This is a genomic window from Mesosutterella porci (assembly GCF_022134585.1).
Taxonomy (GTDB): domain Bacteria; phylum Pseudomonadota; class Gammaproteobacteria; order Burkholderiales; family Burkholderiaceae_F; genus Mesosutterella; species Mesosutterella porci.
In genome coordinates, this window is record NZ_JAKNCT010000006.1 from 79,181 (window position 1) to 95,187 (window position 16,007).

The 16,007-nt window shown below is 60.8% G+C and carries 15 protein-coding genes; 8 read left to right on the forward strand and 7 right to left on the reverse strand.

Translation table 11 applies throughout. The annotated features are described in order from the left end of the window. Positions 1–97: 97 nt before the first annotated feature. Positions 98–427: a thioredoxin gene (gene trxA, locus MAF45_RS05845; protein WP_237978621.1), complete on the reverse strand. Its 330-nt coding sequence runs from the start codon at positions 425–427 to the stop codon at positions 98–100. A 113-nt stretch (positions 428–540) separates the two neighbouring features. Between trxA and MAF45_RS05850 the strand changes: the two genes are divergently transcribed. The 3 genes from MAF45_RS05850 to MAF45_RS05860 all read left to right on the forward strand — a co-directional run bounded on the left by MAF45_RS05850 (position 541) and on the right by MAF45_RS05860 (position 2,643). Then, positions 541–897: a winged helix-turn-helix transcriptional regulator gene (locus MAF45_RS05850; protein ID WP_237978622.1), complete on the forward strand. Its 357-nt coding sequence runs from the start codon at positions 541–543 to the stop codon at positions 895–897. A 79-nt stretch (positions 898–976) separates the two neighbouring features. After that, positions 977–1,858 carry an arginase family protein gene (locus MAF45_RS05855; protein ID WP_237978623.1) on the forward strand — a complete coding sequence of 294 codons (882 nt, stop codon included), beginning with the start codon at positions 977–979 and terminating at the stop codon, positions 1,856–1,858. Positions 1,859–2,070: 212 nt separating this feature from the next. Continuing rightward, positions 2,071–2,643, forward strand: coding sequence for a biotin transporter BioY (locus MAF45_RS05860; protein ID WP_237978624.1), 573 nt, complete (start codon positions 2,071–2,073; stop codon positions 2,641–2,643). Between the two features lie 417 nt (positions 2,644–3,060). On the opposite strand, the gene rbr is transcribed toward MAF45_RS05860, so the two are convergent. From rbr to MAF45_RS05875, 3 genes are all read right to left on the reverse strand, one after another. Next, entirely contained in the window at positions 3,061–3,603 is a 543-nt protein-coding gene (gene rbr / locus MAF45_RS05865) for a rubrerythrin (protein ID WP_237978625.1), read from the reverse strand. 83 nt (positions 3,604–3,686) lie between these two features. Further along, a complete protein-coding gene (locus MAF45_RS05870; RefSeq protein ID WP_237978626.1) occupies positions 3,687–4,871 on the reverse strand; it encodes an alanyl-tRNA editing protein in 1,185 nt (394 codons plus the stop codon). A gap of 94 nt (positions 4,872–4,965) precedes the next feature. Further along, on the reverse strand, positions 4,966–5,862 hold the full coding sequence (locus MAF45_RS05875) for a LysR family transcriptional regulator (protein ID WP_237978627.1): 897 nt from the start codon (positions 5,860–5,862) through the stop codon (positions 4,966–4,968). Positions 5,863–6,021: 159 nt separating this feature from the next. Here MAF45_RS05875 and MAF45_RS05880 point away from each other — a divergent pair, with 159 nt between their 5' ends. From MAF45_RS05880 to MAF45_RS05895, 4 genes are all read left to right on the forward strand, one after another. After that, a complete protein-coding gene (locus MAF45_RS05880; RefSeq protein ID WP_237978628.1) occupies positions 6,022–7,149 on the forward strand; it encodes a porin in 1,128 nt (375 codons plus the stop codon). Positions 7,150–7,291: 142 nt separating this feature from the next. Then, on the forward strand, positions 7,292–8,563 hold the full coding sequence (locus MAF45_RS05885; protein ID WP_237978629.1) for a hypothetical protein: 1,272 nt from the start codon (positions 7,292–7,294) through the stop codon (positions 8,561–8,563). A gap of 94 nt (positions 8,564–8,657) precedes the next feature. Continuing rightward, positions 8,658–9,245 carry a flavin reductase family protein gene (locus MAF45_RS05890; protein WP_237978630.1) on the forward strand — a complete coding sequence of 196 codons (588 nt, stop codon included), beginning with the start codon at positions 8,658–8,660 and terminating at the stop codon, positions 9,243–9,245. Between the two features lie 123 nt (positions 9,246–9,368). After that, positions 9,369–10,652 (forward strand): AAA family ATPase, encoded by a 1,284-nt coding sequence (locus tag MAF45_RS05895; protein WP_237978631.1) that lies wholly within the window; start codon positions 9,369–9,371, stop codon positions 10,650–10,652. A 106-nt stretch (positions 10,653–10,758) separates the two neighbouring features. On the opposite strand, the gene MAF45_RS05900 is transcribed toward MAF45_RS05895, so the two are convergent. Then, positions 10,759–11,673, reverse strand: a complete 915-nt coding sequence (locus MAF45_RS05900) for a LysR family transcriptional regulator (protein WP_237978632.1) — start codon at positions 11,671–11,673, stop codon at positions 10,759–10,761. A gap of 119 nt (positions 11,674–11,792) precedes the next feature. Between MAF45_RS05900 and MAF45_RS05905 the strand changes: the two genes are divergently transcribed. Continuing rightward, entirely contained in the window at positions 11,793–12,437 is a 645-nt protein-coding gene (locus tag MAF45_RS05905; protein ID WP_237978633.1) for a LysE family translocator, read from the forward strand. An 88-nt stretch (positions 12,438–12,525) separates the two neighbouring features. Here the strand turns inward: MAF45_RS05905 and MAF45_RS05910 are convergent, their stop codons facing one another. Continuing rightward, positions 12,526–13,287: a substrate-binding domain-containing protein gene (locus MAF45_RS05910; protein WP_237978634.1), complete on the reverse strand. Its 762-nt coding sequence runs from the start codon at positions 13,285–13,287 to the stop codon at positions 12,526–12,528. Beyond that, positions 13,284–15,899, reverse strand: a complete 2,616-nt coding sequence (gene glnD / locus MAF45_RS05915; RefSeq protein WP_237978635.1) for a [protein-PII] uridylyltransferase — start codon at positions 15,897–15,899, stop codon at positions 13,284–13,286. Before glnD ends, MAF45_RS05910 begins: the two co-directional genes overlap by 4 nt. Positions 15,900–16,007 lie beyond the last annotated feature (108 nt).

A 16,007-nucleotide genomic window follows, 5' to 3' on the forward strand; every position in this document is an offset into this window, starting at 1 on the left:
TCTCCTCCGGTTCATCGGTTTTGCCGTGCAGGGATCCTCCCGCACGGTTTTTTTCTGCCTCAGGCTGCGGCGGTTGAACCGAAGGCCGCGGCTGCGCTTAGCCCTTTGAGCTCAGCAGTGCGTCCACTTTTCCCTTGAGAACCTCAGGGGCGATGGCTCCCAGCACGCTGTCGACCATTTTCCCGTCCTTGATAAGCGCGAAGAAAGGGATGCTTCTCACGTTGAACTGGCTTGCAAGCTCCGGCTGTTCGTCTACGTTGACTTTGCCGACTTTAATCCGTCCCTCGTACTGATCGGCCAGATCCTTAACGGTCGGCATCATGAACTGGCAGGGACCGCACCAGTCCGCATAGAAGTCCACCAGAACAGGAATGCTGCTGTCCAGAGCTTCAGACTGGAAGTTGTCTTTATCAAATTTATATTCCATGTTTTTTCCCTAGTGAAAGATCACTTTTGATATTTTTATTGTATATGGTTTAAAATTTATATCAAGTATTAAGAATATATTTACTTGGTCAGAAAAATTAAACTGGAGACGAAATGGGCAGACACATATCACCATGCGAGAACATGGCGGGAGAAGGCTGCGGCCTCAAGAGGGTTCTGGATCTAATCGGCGGAAAATGGAAAATCCTGATCCTATGCGTCATTTACGCCGAGGGGACTGTCCGTTACGGAGAGCTTCGCCGCCGCGTTTACGGCATTACGAATACGATGCTCGCCCACAGCCTGCGCGAGATGGAGCGCGACGGTCTGGTTGAACGGCATCAGTTTGATGAAATGCCGGTTAGGGTTGAATACAGTCTTACTGCGAGCGCCGGCAGCATGATTCCCATTCTTCTGGAGCTCAAGCGGTGGGGTGAAGAGCACCTGGAGCATGAGGGGCTGCCGTCCTGAGGTACGGCTTCGCCCTGCGTTAGTATATGATTAGCGGTATCTGGATGACACCTTTTACGGTCGCAGAAAGGGCCCTCGAATGACTCTCAATAACAAGACGCTACGTTTGATTTTCCCGGACTGGCAGAACGGCGCCAGCTCCAGCTCCGGCTTTGTCCCCAGGCTGCTTGCCACGATCGCGCCTCAGTGCGATCAGTCGGAATCAGTCGAAGTGCCTTTGCCGGAGTCGATGCTTGGTCATCACAGCACGGACCTGATGTCCGCGCAGGCCTCGAACCTGCTTACGGAGATGGATTTCCGCGGATTCTATACGGCCACCCGGCGGATCCTGGATGAGAAGAAGCCGGCCCGCGTCATTACCTTCTCAACGGACGGAACGGTCACCCTGTGTTCGACCGACTATCTGCACGAGCAGTATCAGGATCTTGGCCTGCTCTGGCTGGACCTCCATCAGGAGCACATTACGCCCGAGCGCTTCTGGCGCAAACGGGTCATCGTGACGAACGCCTTAACGGGCGGCTGCGAGGAGCTTTCGGGGCTGATTCACAAGCCCATGGATCGCGAGCGGATTCTTTACGTCTGCCGGCAGGCCGATGAAATTCCGCCGGGAGATCGCCGCGAGTTCCAGCACCAGGGCATCTCCATGGCCGGTTCTGAAGCCCTGGAGGCTGACAGCAGGAAGATTGCCGACTGGATCCGCAGCCTTGGCCTGCGCCACCTGTCGGTGCATGTTGACCTGGATTCGGTCGGCGCCGCAGACCTTCGCTCCGGTATTCTGAGGGAGGAGAATCTGCGCAATATCTCCGAGGAAGTTCAGAGCGACGTGGACAAGCTGAAGGTCCTGTTCAAGGAGATTCTGAAAGAAACGGACATAGTCGGTTTCGATTTGATGGAGTACGAGCTCTTCCAGTCCGAGAAGTTCACGGAGCTCATGAAGGAACTGCCGATCTTCAAAGAATGAAAACATTCTGAGCGCCCCGTTCCCGCAAAGCGGCGAGGGCCGGGCGTTCGGAAAACGAAACGCCTTTTGTGCCCGGACCCTGCGTTTTCCGGCTTCCTTGCGGCTGTGAGCAGGGGCTTATGTAGAATTTATTTTTTGTGGTCCGGCGGCGTCTTTGCATTGCCGCAGACTCGCTTTGGGCCGCTTCGCATATCCGGTGGAGAAAATAGAGAATGGATCATAGCAAGCTTGCCTCGACGCGCTGGCTCGAGTCTCAGAATGCGCTCACCAAGGGTGTGGCTGTTTTGTTTGGATCCCTGCTTTTGACTGCGGGCTCCTACATTACGGTGCCCATGGTTCCGGTGCCGATGACCATGCAGACTTTTGCCGTGATGGTGATTGGCGCGCTCTTTGGATGGAGGCTTGGAGGGCTGACCGTGGTTTGCTGGCTGCTGCAGGGTGCGCTGGGTTTGCCGGTGTTCGCTCCCGGAGCGGCGGGCGGAATCGCTCGCTTTTTCGGCCCGACGGGCGGGTACCTGCTGTCTTTCCCGCTGGCTGCCATGCTGACCGGCTGGCTGGTTTCCCGCGGTTGGGACGGCAGCCGCTTTATTAAAGGCTTTGCAGCGATGCTGGCGGGCAATCTTTTCGTCCTTGCTTTTGGCGGCCTCTGGCTGGCAGCGCTTGTCGGTCTGGAAAAAGGGATGGCTCTTGGAGTGACTCCCTTTATTGTCGGCGCTGTGACAAAGTCCGTGCTTGGTGCGGCTGTCCTTCTCGCGGTTTCAGCCAGGCGCTTTGACCGGCGCTGACGGTCAGCCTGCAGCGTCGCTGCAGGGGCGCTTTTAAGCTACCTTGTTCTGTAATCCCCGATTTTGGAAACATAGTCGGGGATTTTTCATGGCTATGCCGGGAACGAGAGGCTGCCGGGCTGTGTTTAAAGCCGTCCCTGGGTGAATGGAACCGCAGGCGCAGGCGGGCCTGCTGGCGGGCCATGGGAGGTGAGACCGCCTGTTTAAGCGGTGGCTTTGCCAGACTGGCATCCTTTTTGGGCAAAAAAGCAACCGCTCCCGCTGTGGGCAGGATCGGCAGGCCTTTGACAGCGAAGCGGGAGGCCTGCGCGGCTCTTCCTCTCGTTGAAAGCCTGCCAGGGGCAGAAAAAATCCCGCAGAAACCTTTTTGACGGGGTTTCTGCGGGAGGAGCGTTCAGTCTGTTATGACTCAGCCGCTCAGTAGTTCTCTTTTCTCACTTCGAAGAAACTGCGGGGGTGCGTGCAGACGGGGCAGACTTCCGGAGCCTTCGTCCCGATCACAATGTGGCCGCAGTTGCGGCACTCCCAGACGGTGACGCCGCTTTTTTCAAAAACTTTTTTCTCTTCAACGTTTTTGAGCAGCTTGCGGTAACGCTCTTCGTGGTTTTTCTCGATGGCTGCGACGCCGCGGAAGCGGGCGGCCAGTTCCGGGAACCCTTCTTCATCAGCGTCGCGCGCCATCCGCTCGTACATATCAGTCCACTCGTAGTTTTCGCCTTCGGCCGCGGATTTCAGGTTCTCGGCCGTGTCGCCGAGGCCGCCGAGCTCCCTGAACCAGAGCTTGGCGTGAGCCATTTCGTTATCCGCGGTTTTTTGGAAAAGCGCGGCAATCTGCTCATAGCCGGCCTTTTTGGCCACGGAAGCAAAATAGGTGTATTTGTTCCGAGCTTGAGATTCACCCGCAAAAGCCTCTAGAAGGTTTTTTTCAGTCTTGGTGCCTGCATACTTGCTGTTTGTCATGCTGGGATCCTTATTAAAGTTAGCGTTGGTGAAAGCAGCTACTACAACCACAACCTCGATAGTCTATCCGAAGGCGTCAAGGCTCATGAGGCCCTGAAGGCTTCCGAGAGTGCAGTTCGAATGACCTGTTCGCTCGCCCGGTAGGAGCCCTGAACGAAACCGCCGCTGCCGCCGCCGCGGCCGTTGAGCCGCTGGTTGAGAGTTTTGCTCACGTCCCGCAGCTTCGGGTCATCGCTGTGGATCACGTAGTTGAAGGCGGGGCCTTCGGACTGGGGACCGGAGGGGGAAAGCACCGCGACGGCGCCTGCCTTGAAGCTTTCGGCAAGAAGGCCGCAGAATTTCCTGCACTCAAGCGGGGACAGCCCTTCCTCCACATCCACAAGCAGAGGGCCCTCTGCCCGCAGTGTGTCAGCCTTGAGGCGGAAATAGCGCTCATTGAGGGCCGCAATCCTCTCATCGCGTTCCTGCACTTCCTTCAGCACCTTGGCAACGCCCGCAGCCGTGGCGTTGGGTTTCACGGAAAGAAGCTGGGAGACCTGGCGGGCCTGCTCGACTTTGAGCGTATAGTCGTGCAGGGCTCTGGCCCCGCAGACAAATTCGACCCGGGTGCCGCCGCGATGCTTCATGGCTCCGAGGATCTTGAAGATTCCGACTTCGCTGGTGTTCCTGACATGCGTGCCGCAGCAGGCGCAGCGGTCAACTCCCGGAATGTCCACGATGCGGACCCGGCCCTTCAGCTCCTTTTTGCTCCTGTAGTCCATTTGCGAAAGCGCTTCCGGACCGGGAAAGAGCGTTTGAACGCTGATTCCGGCCGCTATGGCCTCGTTGGTTTCCTTTTCAAGCTGCCGCAGATCCTCTTCGCCGATGGGGCCGTTGAAATCCACTGTGATGACGTCCTGGTCCATATGGAATCCGACGTTGTCGTATTTGAAGCGGCGGTGAACCAGTCCAGAGAACATATGCTCCCCCGTGTGGTTCTGCATGTTGTCAAAGCGGCGCGGCCAGTCCAGTTCAGCCTTGACGGTCATTCCGGGCGTGAGCGGGCGGTCTGAAAAGTGAATGATGACATCGCCGTTGCGGCGGACGTCATTGATCACGGCATCGCCGATTTTTCCATGGTCGGCAGGCTGGCCGCCTCCCTCGGGATAAAAGGCGGTGTCGTTCAGGACGATCTCATAGCCCTTGCTGCCCTCGGTGCAGCTCACGACGACAGCTGAAAAGGAGCGGCAGTAGGGGTCCCGGTAAAACAGCTCATTCATGCTTTCCATGTTGCTCAGACTTCCCTGGTAAGAAAAAACATCCGCCGGCGAAGCCGGTTCGGTGCGGAAAGTTTACTGCGCCTGCCAAAGCCCGACGCGGGACTCAGGCTTTCGGGAGAAGTGCGAGGAATTTTTTGAGAGAAGGGTCGGGGCAGCGCTCGTTCCATGCGGCGCAGATGATGAGCTCGAACCCGCTTTCCAACAGATGAACGGCGCGGACGGGCGCGGGCAGAGTTCTCGCGCAGCTTTCGGGCACGAGCGCCGAGCCCAGCCTGCAGCTCACAAATGCGATCTGGCGCGCGATGGAATCCACGGTGAACCGGATTCGGGGAGAAAAGCCGGCGGCTCGGAAGAACCCAGTGATTCGGTCCCCGTAGTCGGGGCTCTTGTCTCTGCCGGTCACAATCCAGTCCCGATCGGCCAGATCGCTCAGGCGGACGGAGGAGGCCGCGCAGACGGCGTCGGAGGACGGCACGATGAGCACGGGCTTTTCGCGCTGCAGCACCCGAAGCTTCAAGTTCTTGTTTTTGAATCTCTCGAAACGCCCGATAGCGAGGTGAAGCTCATTCTGGGCGAGCTTGTATTCAGCCTCGCAGGAGTCAATTTCCTCGGTGAAAACGGAGATATCAGGCAAAGCGTACGCCGCTTTCTCTAGGATGCGAGGAACCATGTCCGTCATGGCTTCATAGACGGCGCCGATTCGGATCACGCCGCGGGTCTTCTCCGAGATGGTTCTGGCGGAATAGTCCAGCGCCTCGGCCTGGGAGATAAGCGCTTCAATTTCCGGCATGAGCGCTTCGCCCGCCGGGGTGAGTCTGACCCCGGTGCGGCCGCGGATGAGAAAGCGGACCCGCAGCCGGGACTCAAGCTCGTTGATCTGGGCAATGAGCGGCGGCTGCGAAATGGCAAGAAGCCGGGAGACGCGGCTGAAGCTGCCGCTGTCGGCAACTGCGGCAAGGATCAGCATCTGGCGGATCAGCCTGTAGTCGAATCGATGCATGAGTGGTTTTCAGCTGAGAAAGCAGGTCAGCTCATTTTCAGGCCCGGCCGTCGCCTTGGCAAGGGCTTCCCCGCTGGGCCTGCGTTCGGTTGAAAATGAAAGTAATTTTCATTAATATTTGTTTCGCTGCAATTTTCGTTTAATAAAAAAGGCAGAAACATGAAGAAGACTTTGCTAGCCGCAGCGATGCTTGCGGCTTTTTCGGGCGCCGCATCAGCCGCTTCGGTGACGCTCTACGGCACGATCGACACCGGGCTGCTGTATCAGCACCAGAAGGCCGACGGCATGGACTCGACTAATACCGTTAGCATGGAAACAGGGCAGAAAGACACTTCCGTCTGGGGATTGACGGGCAGTGAGAAGATTGGGGATGCAGAGGTGTCCTTCAAGCTCGAGAATTCCTTCAACTCGGATGACGGCACCCGCACGGACGACCGGCTCTTTGACCGCGAGGCTCAGGTTTCGGTCTCCGGACGCTACGGCACTTTGTCGGCGGGCCGCCTGGGCGCGCTTTCGGCCGCGGTGGGAACCTATGACATGGTATATCTCGTGGGCGACGCCTACGACGGCGGCGACGGGGACGCCTTCGGCCTGGCCGCGGCGCCCACTCTGGACAACGCCCTTGCTTACCAGACTCCTTCGTTCGCCGGTTTCAAGGCGACACTCATGTATTCCTTTAACGCCGACCAGGTGTCCAACAGCAGCCGCGAGAATACCTCGATGGTGGACCGCTACTTCGGCGGTGCCATCAATTACGAGAAGGGCAATTTTCAGGCTGTCCTCGCTTACGAATATCTGAACCGCGCGAGTGCGGGCGACGCCGCCTCTCCTCTTTCGAAGAATGGCCAGCTCGTCAATCTAGGTTTCAACTACAACTTTGAAAACGTGGCCCAGGTCTTCCTGCTCGGGCAGTACTTCAAGGGCTGGGATCTGTCTGCGGCAGGAGGCGAATCCCTCACCGACAGCTACGGCGTCGATGCGGATGACGTGCTGGGCGCCTATGACAAGGGGCTTGAGGGCTGGGGAGCGCATCTCGGTGCGATTTTCCCGGTGGCAGGCGGCGATCTTACGGGCGCCCTCTACTACGTGGACTCCAAGGCGAAGTCCTCCCAGGGGCTGAAAGACGCGGATCTCACCTACTTCGGCGCTTCGGTCCGCTATTCCTACCCGCTGTCGAAGCGGACCTCGATCTACGCCGGCGCCCGCTACAGCCAGGCCAAGGCGAAGGACTTCGATGCCAAGCTGCAGACGACTTCCGTCTACACCGGGCTGTCGCACTCCTTCTGAGGCAGCCTGAAGTCTGATCAACGGACTTTTTGAGCCCCCTGCGAAGTTTTTTCGCAGGGGGCGTTTAAATATGGGAAAATACAGCCGCCCGGCAGTCCGCCGGGATTTTTTTGGCGTTTGAGGACTGGTCGCAGGGGGCGGCATGGCAGAAGGTGCGTTGGAGAGTCTTAAGCAGCGCGATTTTGAGGAGCCGCTGCCGCCCGGCATGCAGATGCCGGTGCCGGAGGCGGACTCGCCCGAGCGCCGCGCGGTCGTTCAGTCTGTGGCCGCGGGGCCTTCCTACGCCGCCCTCAGCTTCTCGCGGCTTCTTGGTACGGGCGCTCCGCTTGCTTCCTGCGGCAGGGTCTTGCCCAGCCTCACGGGCATCGAGGATTTTCTTGTGACGCCTGGCGGCGAGCGCATCCCTGTGCGCTACGCCGTGGTCGAGTCCGAGAGGCTCATATCAAGGCCGGTGTCCGAGGATCTCTTCTCCCCGGGCCGGAGCCTTTACTCTGCGGAGCTGCCGCTTCTCGTGGTTTCCGGATTCCTCAGAGCCGTGGGGCTTGATGAGGCTTACCGCGGTGGCAGGGCGGAGGACTACCGCAGGCGGCTTCTTGAGGATGCGGGGTTCCTGGGCGTTTCAGCCCGCAGGACAAGGACGCTGCACCGCCCCGTGCTCGTCAGGCTGATGCCTGCGGAGCGGGTTTCACCTGCGCTTTCCCTTCTGGGCAACGAACCCGCGTTCCAGCTCGAGCCGCTGCCGGAGGAGCAGGCCGCTCCGATTTCCGCCCAGCCGGAGTTTCCGACGCAGAGCGCGCCGGCCCGTCCCATTCCCACGCTCTGGCTGGAGGACGACGGACGGCCCTCGCTCGCATCTTATCTGGAATTTATACGCCGGCGCGCAGTCGGCGATCAGGCCGGCTGCTGGGACGCGGTGGGACTGCCGCGGACCTGGGTCTGCGAGTCTTTCAGGAGAACTGAGCTTCTGTCGGCCTTCGGAGAATCGGTGGAGCCGCTGCTCAACGCGGCAGTTAAAAGCGGGGAGCTTTCAAGGGTGGCGGACGCCATGCTCGCGGCCGTTCCGCTGGCTCAGGGGCTTGAAAGGGCCGGCGTTACGGCGCTGACGAGCCTGTTTTCAGAGGCAGCCTCCTATGCGGTCTGCGCCACGGGCCGCGGTGTGCCTTTGCTTGAAAAGCTCCGGCAGGGCGAGCTCACGGTTTCGCTGCCGGCCCAGTACTGGCTGTTTCATGCCGCCTCTTCGGGGCGGGAGGAAAAAAAGGACTACAGAGCCTGTCTGAGGCGGCTCGAGGAAACCCTCTCCCGGCGTTCAACGAGACGTGCGAGGCACCTGCTCGCTCAGAAGGTGGCAGAAAATTTTGCCTTCTGGCTGATCAGCGCGGTTCCGGCCCGGATGCAGGCGTTTTATCGGGGATGAAAGCCTTGGAGTTCCGTGTCAAGGTCCGGGGGCCGTGAATTCCTGTTTTTGCATTACTATGTACTTAAAGCCTGCAAAGGGCGGAGAGGAAAAAATGGCAAATTACATGAAGCACATTAAGCCGGTCGATTTGAATGAAGGCACTCTGAGGCTGCTCAACCTGGGCGAGACTATCGTGATTTCAGCCTCCGACGGGAAGGAGACGGACGCCATGACTGCGGCCTGGTGCTGCAATCTGGACATGAATCCTACGAAGCTCACGGTTGTTCTTGACAAGTCGCACAAAACGCGCGAGATACTAGAGCGGCAGCCCAAGGGGGAGTTCATCATTCAGATCCCGAATGTGAAGACGGCTCCCGTCGCCTTTGCCCTGGGTTCTGTGTCCGCTCACGATGATCCGGACAAGCTTGAGCACTGCGGCGCGAAGTTCTTTGATCCGGAAGGACTCGGGCGCCCGTTCCTCAAGGGCTGCAACGCCTGGATCGTTTGCCGTCTGATTCCCGAGCCTCAGAATCAGAAAAAATATGATCTGTTCATTGGCGAAGCGGTGGCGGCCTGGGCAGACGACCGGGTGTTTGACGGCCGGCACTGGCATTTCCGGCAGGCCGGCCGCGCCTGGCGCACGATTCATTATGTGCAGGGCGGGCGCTTCTACATGATCGGCAAGGGCTTTGATCTCTGAGTGATCTCAGAGCTTCAGCCAGGATCCGTGCGATCCTGGCTGAGGTCTCAGTGATTCAGTCTAAGCAATATTATTTTTATCAGATTTTTCACCGGAGAAGTCCGTTTCAGAGGGTGGATTCTCATGCTGCGCCGTTTTGCGTTTCGAAATTTCCGTTCCTACAGCAAGGATGCGAAATTGGTTCTGACCGCGTCCTCCCGGCTGCCGGAGGCCAGGGAAGGTCATGCGCTCAGCCGCTCGGGCGTGCTGCCTGTTGCGGCCCTGTTCGGAGGCAACGGCAGCGGGAAGTCCAACCTGATTCGGGCGCTAGCCGTGGCAGTTGAGGGAGCGCGCGGCGAAGGGCGCTTCCAGTACCCGGTGGCCGAGCCCAGCCTTTTGTGCGAGGGGGATGAAGCCGGGGAATCGGGCTTTGATCTCGAGCTGGACGCCCCTGCCGGGAGCCGCTACCGCTACGGGCTCAGTCTGGATGCGAAGGGCGTCTGCGCTGAAAGCCTGGAGGTGAAGGAGCGCGGCGGCTGGGAGCTTGTTTTCTCCAGGTCCGACGATGCGCTTGAGCTCAGCGGGCTCACGCCGGCTGCGGCTCAGGCGGCGCTTTCCGGCGTGATCCGCCGCGAGACGATGGTGTCCGCTCTCTCCTCCGTCCGGGATCCCAGAATTCGAGGCTTCCGCGAACTGCTGGGAGGCTTCCGTTTTGTGAATTCGGAGGAAGGTGTGGAGCTGCCGACGGATTTTGGGAGGCGCCTGCGCACGCTGCAGGCCCGCTCGAATCTCGCGAAGTTCCTCGCTTCGTTTGACGCTTCCGTCACCGGCTGCGGCCTTGAGCCGGCTCAGGTCGGACAGAAGGCCGCCCGTCTCCTGATCAGGCACGGCACTGGCGCGGCCGGGCGGGATCTGCAGCTGCCGGTGACCGAGGAGTCGGCCGGCACCCGGCGCATGGTGTCGCTTTACTTTGTGCTCAGCGATGTCCTGCAGCGCGGAGGCGTCCTGGTGGCCGACGGGCTGAACGTCGGCCTTCATCCGCTGCTCACCCGCGAGATCGCGCGGCTGTTTGCAAGCGCGCAGGACAATCCCCGGGGGGCGCAGCTTTTGTTTTCGACCCAGGACTCCTCGCTTCTGGGCTTCAAGGAGCTCCGCCGCGATGAAATCTGGCTTGTTGAGAAGTCGCCGAAAGGAGTCTCTTCATTGAAGCGACTTGTGCGCAGCAGGAGCGGGCGCAAGCCCCGGGCCTCCAAGCTTGAGAAGGCCTATCTTACGGGCAGGCTCGGAGGAACACAGGCTGTAAAGGAGCTGCCTCTGCCGAATCTGCCGGGCAGCCGGCCCGCCCGGCCGAATCCCTCCCCGGAGCTCAAGGACTCGGTCATTCTGGTGGATGAGGACACCTTCCGAAAAATCACCGGACGCAAATAAGCCCTGCGGGGCGGACCGCTGCCCGGGATCCGCGGGCCGGGGCGGCAGCTAAGACCCGAAGCGGGGGCTTGGCTGCCTTTTTTCTGGCTTCGCCGCGGTCCGAGGATCAATGCTTCTCAGGGGCGGCCTGTATCAGAGCGAGGGCGTGGCGCGATAGCGGGGTCTGCCGGTCTTCGCACCAGGCGAGCGATAGCTCTATCACCGGACCGGCGTCGGACAGGTGCACGGCTTTGACCGAAGGGGGCACCATGCGAGTGAAAAAGGCGGGAACCAGCCCGATGCCCTGGCCGCAGCCCACATAGGCTATCTCCCGCATGGTCGTACTGACCTCGTGGCGAATCCGGGGGGCGAATCCAGCAGTTCTGCAGGCGCCGATGAGCGAGTCCACGAAAAAAGGCGAAATGCTGCGCGCCGGCAGTACGAACTCCTCGCCGGAAAGGTCCGCCAGCCGAATGCGGCCCCGGCCTGCCAGACGGTGGTCCAGGGGAAGCAGGGCGACGGGCTTTTCCCTGAACAGTAGCGCCCTTTGGATGAAAGGGCTGCGGGGGCGCCCGAAATAACCGGACGCAAAGGCAATCCTGCCCGACAGCAGCTCGGACTCCGCGTCCCCCGAGTCGATTTCCTTGGTGTAAAGAGCAAGGTCCGGCATGGCCTTCTTCAGCCGGTAGCGGAACTGAGGCACCCACCCCAGCATGGCTTCCAGAACGGCGCCCACATTGAGCACGCCGCACTGGCCCTCGCGGATCTGCCGTACGGAATAATCGAGCTTCTCCGCCTCGCCGATCAGGCGCAGCACGTCAGGCATCATCGCTTCCCCGGCCTGGGTCGGGGTGACGCCCCGCGCATTTCTCTGCAGCAGCTTCATGCCGAGCCTCGCCTCGAGTTCGTCGAGCTGGGCCGACAGCGGAGGCTGGGACATGGCAAGCCTTTTGGCGGCCCGACGAATGCTTTTTTCCTCGACGACGACGGCAAAAAGCAACAGCTGCCTGATCAGGCGGTAGTCGAAGCGTTTGACGATCATGACGGTATTGAGCGAAGAGTGATTCGGTTCCTTTGCTTCTATGCGATAAATTTTGAATCACTGCTGATTTTAATAGTTAATAAAATATTGCGTATATCTAATAAAAACGAATCATCCGCATGTCAAACAGTCTTCTGATGTATGCCTTTGTGGCGCTGGTCACGAGCCTCACCCCCGGGGCGGGCGTGCTCTATACCGTGAGCAACGCCTTTCGATTCGGAAAGAGCAACGCCTGGCGCTCCCCCGTGGGCAATGCGCTCGGCGTGGCCTTCATGTCTGCCGTGTCGGCCACCGGGCTCGGGGCGGTCATAGTGGCCAACGCCCTTGCCTTCACGGCGATGCAGGCAGGCGGAGCTCTGGTGCTGGTCTGGCTGGGATGGAAAAACTGGAAGGCGCCCGCAGTGGATCTCGCGCGGATCGGGCAGGCCGGCAGCCTTTCGGCGGCTTCCCGGCAGCTGCCTGTGCGGCGGGTGATTCCGAGCGCCGCCGTGCTGCAGGTGTCAAACCCGATGCTGATCGTTTTTCTTCTTTCGCTGATGCCCCCCTTCATCAGCCGCAGCGCGCCCTATGGGCCGCAGGCAGCGCTGCTGTCAGCGATTTTTGTGCTGATCTGCCTTCTGGTTCATCTCGTCTACAGCTATACCGCCTGCTTTGCGGGCCGCTATCTCGGGGGGCCGCGCTTCAGCTGGTGGCTCAACCGCATCAGCGCTGTTTTATTCTGGCTTTGTGCGGTCGGCGTGCTGTGGCACCTGGCTCGACCTTGACCGCGGAGAGTCCTGAAGCCCTTCCTGCGCACAGAAAGGAGAGCCCCCTGGAGGCAAGGGGGTTTTATCGCGGCCCGCGCGCATGGCCTCAGGCGTTAGCGGGGGCGGGCAGAAAGCCGCAGCCCTGCAGGAGCGTCTGCCCTTCAGGAGAAAGCAGCAGGGCCTCCAGCTCTTTTTTGAGAGATCCGGGCGCCTTGCCCGTTCTGGGGAAGCAGCCCCAGCAGACGATCTTCGGGCATACGCCGTCCGGAATGGGATGAAGCAGCAGGCCTTCCGCCTTCATGCGCTCCGCGGCGCTTTCAAACACCACCGCTGCGTCGATGCCTTCATGGCTGAGCATGAAGTGGGCGCCTGTCTCCCGATCCAGCTGCTCGTCCGTATGATTGCCCCCGATCAGGGCCACGGCATGCTGGCCGACAATGCGTGAGCCCAGCCGCCCGGGGAGCGCCTTGGCGATGTTTTTGAAAAGCAGGGCGGACCAGTCGCCTTCGGGCGAAACGCGCGGAGTGCTCATGCCGATCGTTGTGGAAGGATCGCAGAGGATATCCGCCCAGTCCTGGTTCTGGAAGCGGCGTTCGCTGCGTGTGGCGACAACCAGCCGGTTGCCTGCGAAGGCAAAGAGTTCGTGCGCTTTCACGGCTTTCTGAAGCGCGGCCGGGGAGGCCTCGTCTGCGGAGCAGAAGACATCGCAGGGCATGAGTCCCTCGATGTCAGTCCGCAGGGCTCCGGACTGACCGAAGGTGAGCTGAAGCGAACAGCCGCTTTTTTCCTTGAACAGCGGCGCGATTTTTGCAAAAGCGTCCTCGAAGCTGGCGTCGGCGAAAACCGCGAGAATTTCTGGCTGAGTCATGAATGTTGTTCCTCTGGCTGGGGAAAAGGATCAGGCTTTTTCCCCTCCTGCGAGAGCGGCGCCGCGTCGGGCGCAATGCTCTCTACAATTTCTCTGCTTATCTTAAGGCATTCGGCTGGATCCTTAAGTGGCGCGCCGTCAATTTGGAAGATGTCCTCGGCTCTCTCGCCAAGCGTGGAGATCCGGGCAGTCTGCAGATTGACGCCGGAGCGGGAGAGCACGCTCGAGATGGTGTAGAGCAGTCCGGGCCGGTCATTGCAGACGATGGAGAGCAGCCAGCTGTTGCCCAGGGCGTCAGGCTCGATGAGAACGACCGGACGGATGGGGAAGTGCCGTGAATGTCTCGAAAGGGGGCCGAGCTTCACCGGCGGCAGAGGCTTGTCCGAGGAAAGCGCGCGGCTCACGGTCTCGGCGATGGCCTGCGCGGCCTCCTGCGGATCCGGACGCCTGCCGAGATCCATGACCAGGAATGTATCTAGAGCCCGCCCGTCGCGGGTGGTGTGTATCCGGGCGTCGAGCACCGAGGTGCGGCACCGCTGCAGGCAGCCCACCAGCGTGGTGAAAAGGCCTGCGCGGTCCGGAGCGCAGACGAGAACCTCGAGGCCTGAGAGCCTGGGGGCGGGGCGCGCCCGCACCAGGGCCCCGCTGCCCGGCCAGGACGATAGCGCCGATGCGTGCCAGGCAATATCCTCGGCCGAGTGGCGCAGGAAATAGGCCACGTCGAGAGAGGCCCATATTTTTTCGCACTCCTCGGTCGTGACTCCTGCGCTGCGGGCGAGATCCAGAGCCGCGGCCTTGCGCAGCTCGAGCAGCGAGCTGCGCGTCGGAAGGTTTCCGCCGAGCTGGGCGAGCGTGGCCCGGTAGAGCTGCTCCAGCAGCGCTCCCTTCCAGTCGTTCCAGACCTTGGGGCCAGTTGCCCGGATGTCGCAGACCGTGAGCAGGTAAAGAGCCTTGAGCCGCTCCGAATTCTTGACGACCGAGGCGAAGGCTTTGATAACTTCGGGATCGGCGATGTCCTGCTTCTGCGCGACGTGGCTCATTGTGAGGTGCTCGCGCACGAGAAACGCGATGAATTCCGTGTCCTCACGGCTGATTCCGCACGCCTCGCAGAAGGCGCGGGCATCGGTTTCCCCGAGCAGCGAATGGTTCCCTCCCCGGCCCTTTCCGATGTCGTGAAAGAGTGCGGCGACAATGATCCGCCAGGTCTCGGGCAGCTCACCCATGATTTCCGACAGGAGGGGGAACTCGTGGGCGTGCTCGGCGTAGACAAGGTGCCGCAGACCGCGGATCACCTGTATGGTGTGCTGGTCGACGGTGTAGACATGGAAGAGGTCATGCTGCATCTGGCCTTCGACCCGGCTCCAGGCAGGCAGGATGAGCGAGAGCACTCCCCAGGTGTTCATGGCGTGCAGCGTCCGGTAAACCCCAGTGGGCAGTTTCAGAATGCTGAGGAAGACCGAGCGGCTCTGCGCGTCGGCCGCAAACCGGGCGTGAGGGTTGTGGACGGCGTGCCAGAGCTCGCGCACCAGGCCGATGGACGGACGCTGCACAAGAGGGTTCGTCGCGCGCAGATAAAAGCCTCGAAGGATGTTAACGAGGCTGTCATCGAGCGCGCCGCGGCGGCGCAGGTCGAGCTCCTCGCCCCGGGCCTGGAAGACCTCGTCGATGGGCACCGCTGGAGCCGAGGAGCGCCCGGCGAACCGGTCCGAGAGCGCCTGCAGCTGGATCAGGCAGAGCTGGATCACGGACTTGGCGTTCCGATAGTAATCCTTCATCAGCATTTCAGAGGGGCGCAGGTCGCCTGAGCCTTCGATTCCCATGGAGCGCGCGACAGCGTTCTGAAGGTCAAAAAGGAGACGGTCCTCGTGCCGTCCGGCCGCAAGGTGCATCTCTATGCGCAGACGCTGCAGGAACATCAGGCAGCGGCGCATGGCCTCAGCCTCCCGGGTCGTGATGAGGCCGTTGACTGAAAAATCGTAGAGTGAATCCCCGAAGCCCGAGGCGCGGGCGATCCAAGCGAAGACCTGCAGGTCCCGCAGTCCGCCTGGATTCTCCTTGACATTGGGCTCGAGCGCATACGGGGAGTCGCCTGTGCGCGCGTGCCGCTGGTGCATCTCCAGCATCTTGTCCCGGAAAAAGTCCCGGGGGACGAGCCGCTCGAGGAACTCGCTTTTCATCAGCGAGTAGAGTTCGCTGCTGCCTCCGATCAGGCGTGATTCAAGCAGAGCGGTTGCCACTGTGATGTCGCTGCTCGCCTCGAGGCACTCCCGAACCGTTCTTTCCGTGGCGCCTACCGTGAGTCCGAGGTCCCAGAGCGAAGTGAGGAAGGAGCCGACCGGCGCGCGCTGCTCTTCGCTCCAGTGCTCGGGCACCAGCACGAGGATGTCGAGGTCGGAGTAAGGGAACATTTCTGAGCGGCCGTAGCCTCCTACCGCCACCAGGGCCAGAGTCTGGGGCAGCCCCTGGGCGGCGGCCTGGCGCATGACGGCCTGGTCGGTGATGGCCGAGAGCCTGTTCAGCAGGGAAGGCGCGTCCCCGCTGTCTTTGAAAACACTGAACGCGTGGGCTCTTTCCTGATCAAAACGCCTGCGGTTTTCGGAGAGAATTCTCATGGCCGGCTTCCTTGCTGAGGCTTTGGACGATGCCGCGCCTCAGCCCCATGGCGCTTTCCGGTCGCGGGGTCGGCCCTTTGCAGAAAATAATTTCTAAGGGCGGCAGGC

Excerpts from the sequence above, each read along its gene's own strand:
- trxA (WP_237978621.1), bottom strand. The coding sequence starts at position 427 with ATGGAATATAAATTTGATAAAGACAACTTCCAGTCTGAAGCTCTGGAC.
- MAF45_RS05850 (WP_237978622.1), top strand. The coding sequence starts at position 541 with ATGGGCAGACACATATCACCATGCGAGAACATGGCGGGAGAAGGCTGC.
- MAF45_RS05855 (WP_237978623.1), top strand. The coding sequence starts at position 977 with ATGACTCTCAATAACAAGACGCTACGTTTGATTTTCCCGGACTGGCAG.
- MAF45_RS05860 (WP_237978624.1), top strand. The coding sequence starts at position 2,071 with ATGGATCATAGCAAGCTTGCCTCGACGCGCTGGCTCGAGTCTCAGAAT.
- rbr (WP_237978625.1), bottom strand. The coding sequence starts at position 3,603 with ATGACAAACAGCAAGTATGCAGGCACCAAGACTGAAAAAAACCTTCTA.
- MAF45_RS05870 (WP_237978626.1), bottom strand. The coding sequence starts at position 4,871 with ATGGAAAGCATGAATGAGCTGTTTTACCGGGACCCCTACTGCCGCTCC.
- MAF45_RS05875 (WP_237978627.1), bottom strand. The coding sequence starts at position 5,862 with ATGCATCGATTCGACTACAGGCTGATCCGCCAGATGCTGATCCTTGCC.
- MAF45_RS05880 (WP_237978628.1), top strand. The coding sequence starts at position 6,022 with ATGAAGAAGACTTTGCTAGCCGCAGCGATGCTTGCGGCTTTTTCGGGC.
- MAF45_RS05885 (WP_237978629.1), top strand. The coding sequence starts at position 7,292 with ATGGCAGAAGGTGCGTTGGAGAGTCTTAAGCAGCGCGATTTTGAGGAG.
- MAF45_RS05890 (WP_237978630.1), top strand. The coding sequence starts at position 8,658 with ATGGCAAATTACATGAAGCACATTAAGCCGGTCGATTTGAATGAAGGC.
- MAF45_RS05895 (WP_237978631.1), top strand. The coding sequence starts at position 9,369 with ATGCTGCGCCGTTTTGCGTTTCGAAATTTCCGTTCCTACAGCAAGGAT.
- MAF45_RS05900 (WP_237978632.1), bottom strand. The coding sequence starts at position 11,673 with ATGATCGTCAAACGCTTCGACTACCGCCTGATCAGGCAGCTGTTGCTT.
- MAF45_RS05905 (WP_237978633.1), top strand. The coding sequence starts at position 11,793 with ATGTCAAACAGTCTTCTGATGTATGCCTTTGTGGCGCTGGTCACGAGC.
- MAF45_RS05910 (WP_237978634.1), bottom strand. The coding sequence starts at position 13,287 with ATGACTCAGCCAGAAATTCTCGCGGTTTTCGCCGACGCCAGCTTCGAG.
- glnD (WP_237978635.1), bottom strand. The coding sequence starts at position 15,899 with ATGAGAATTCTCTCCGAAAACCGCAGGCGTTTTGATCAGGAAAGAGCC.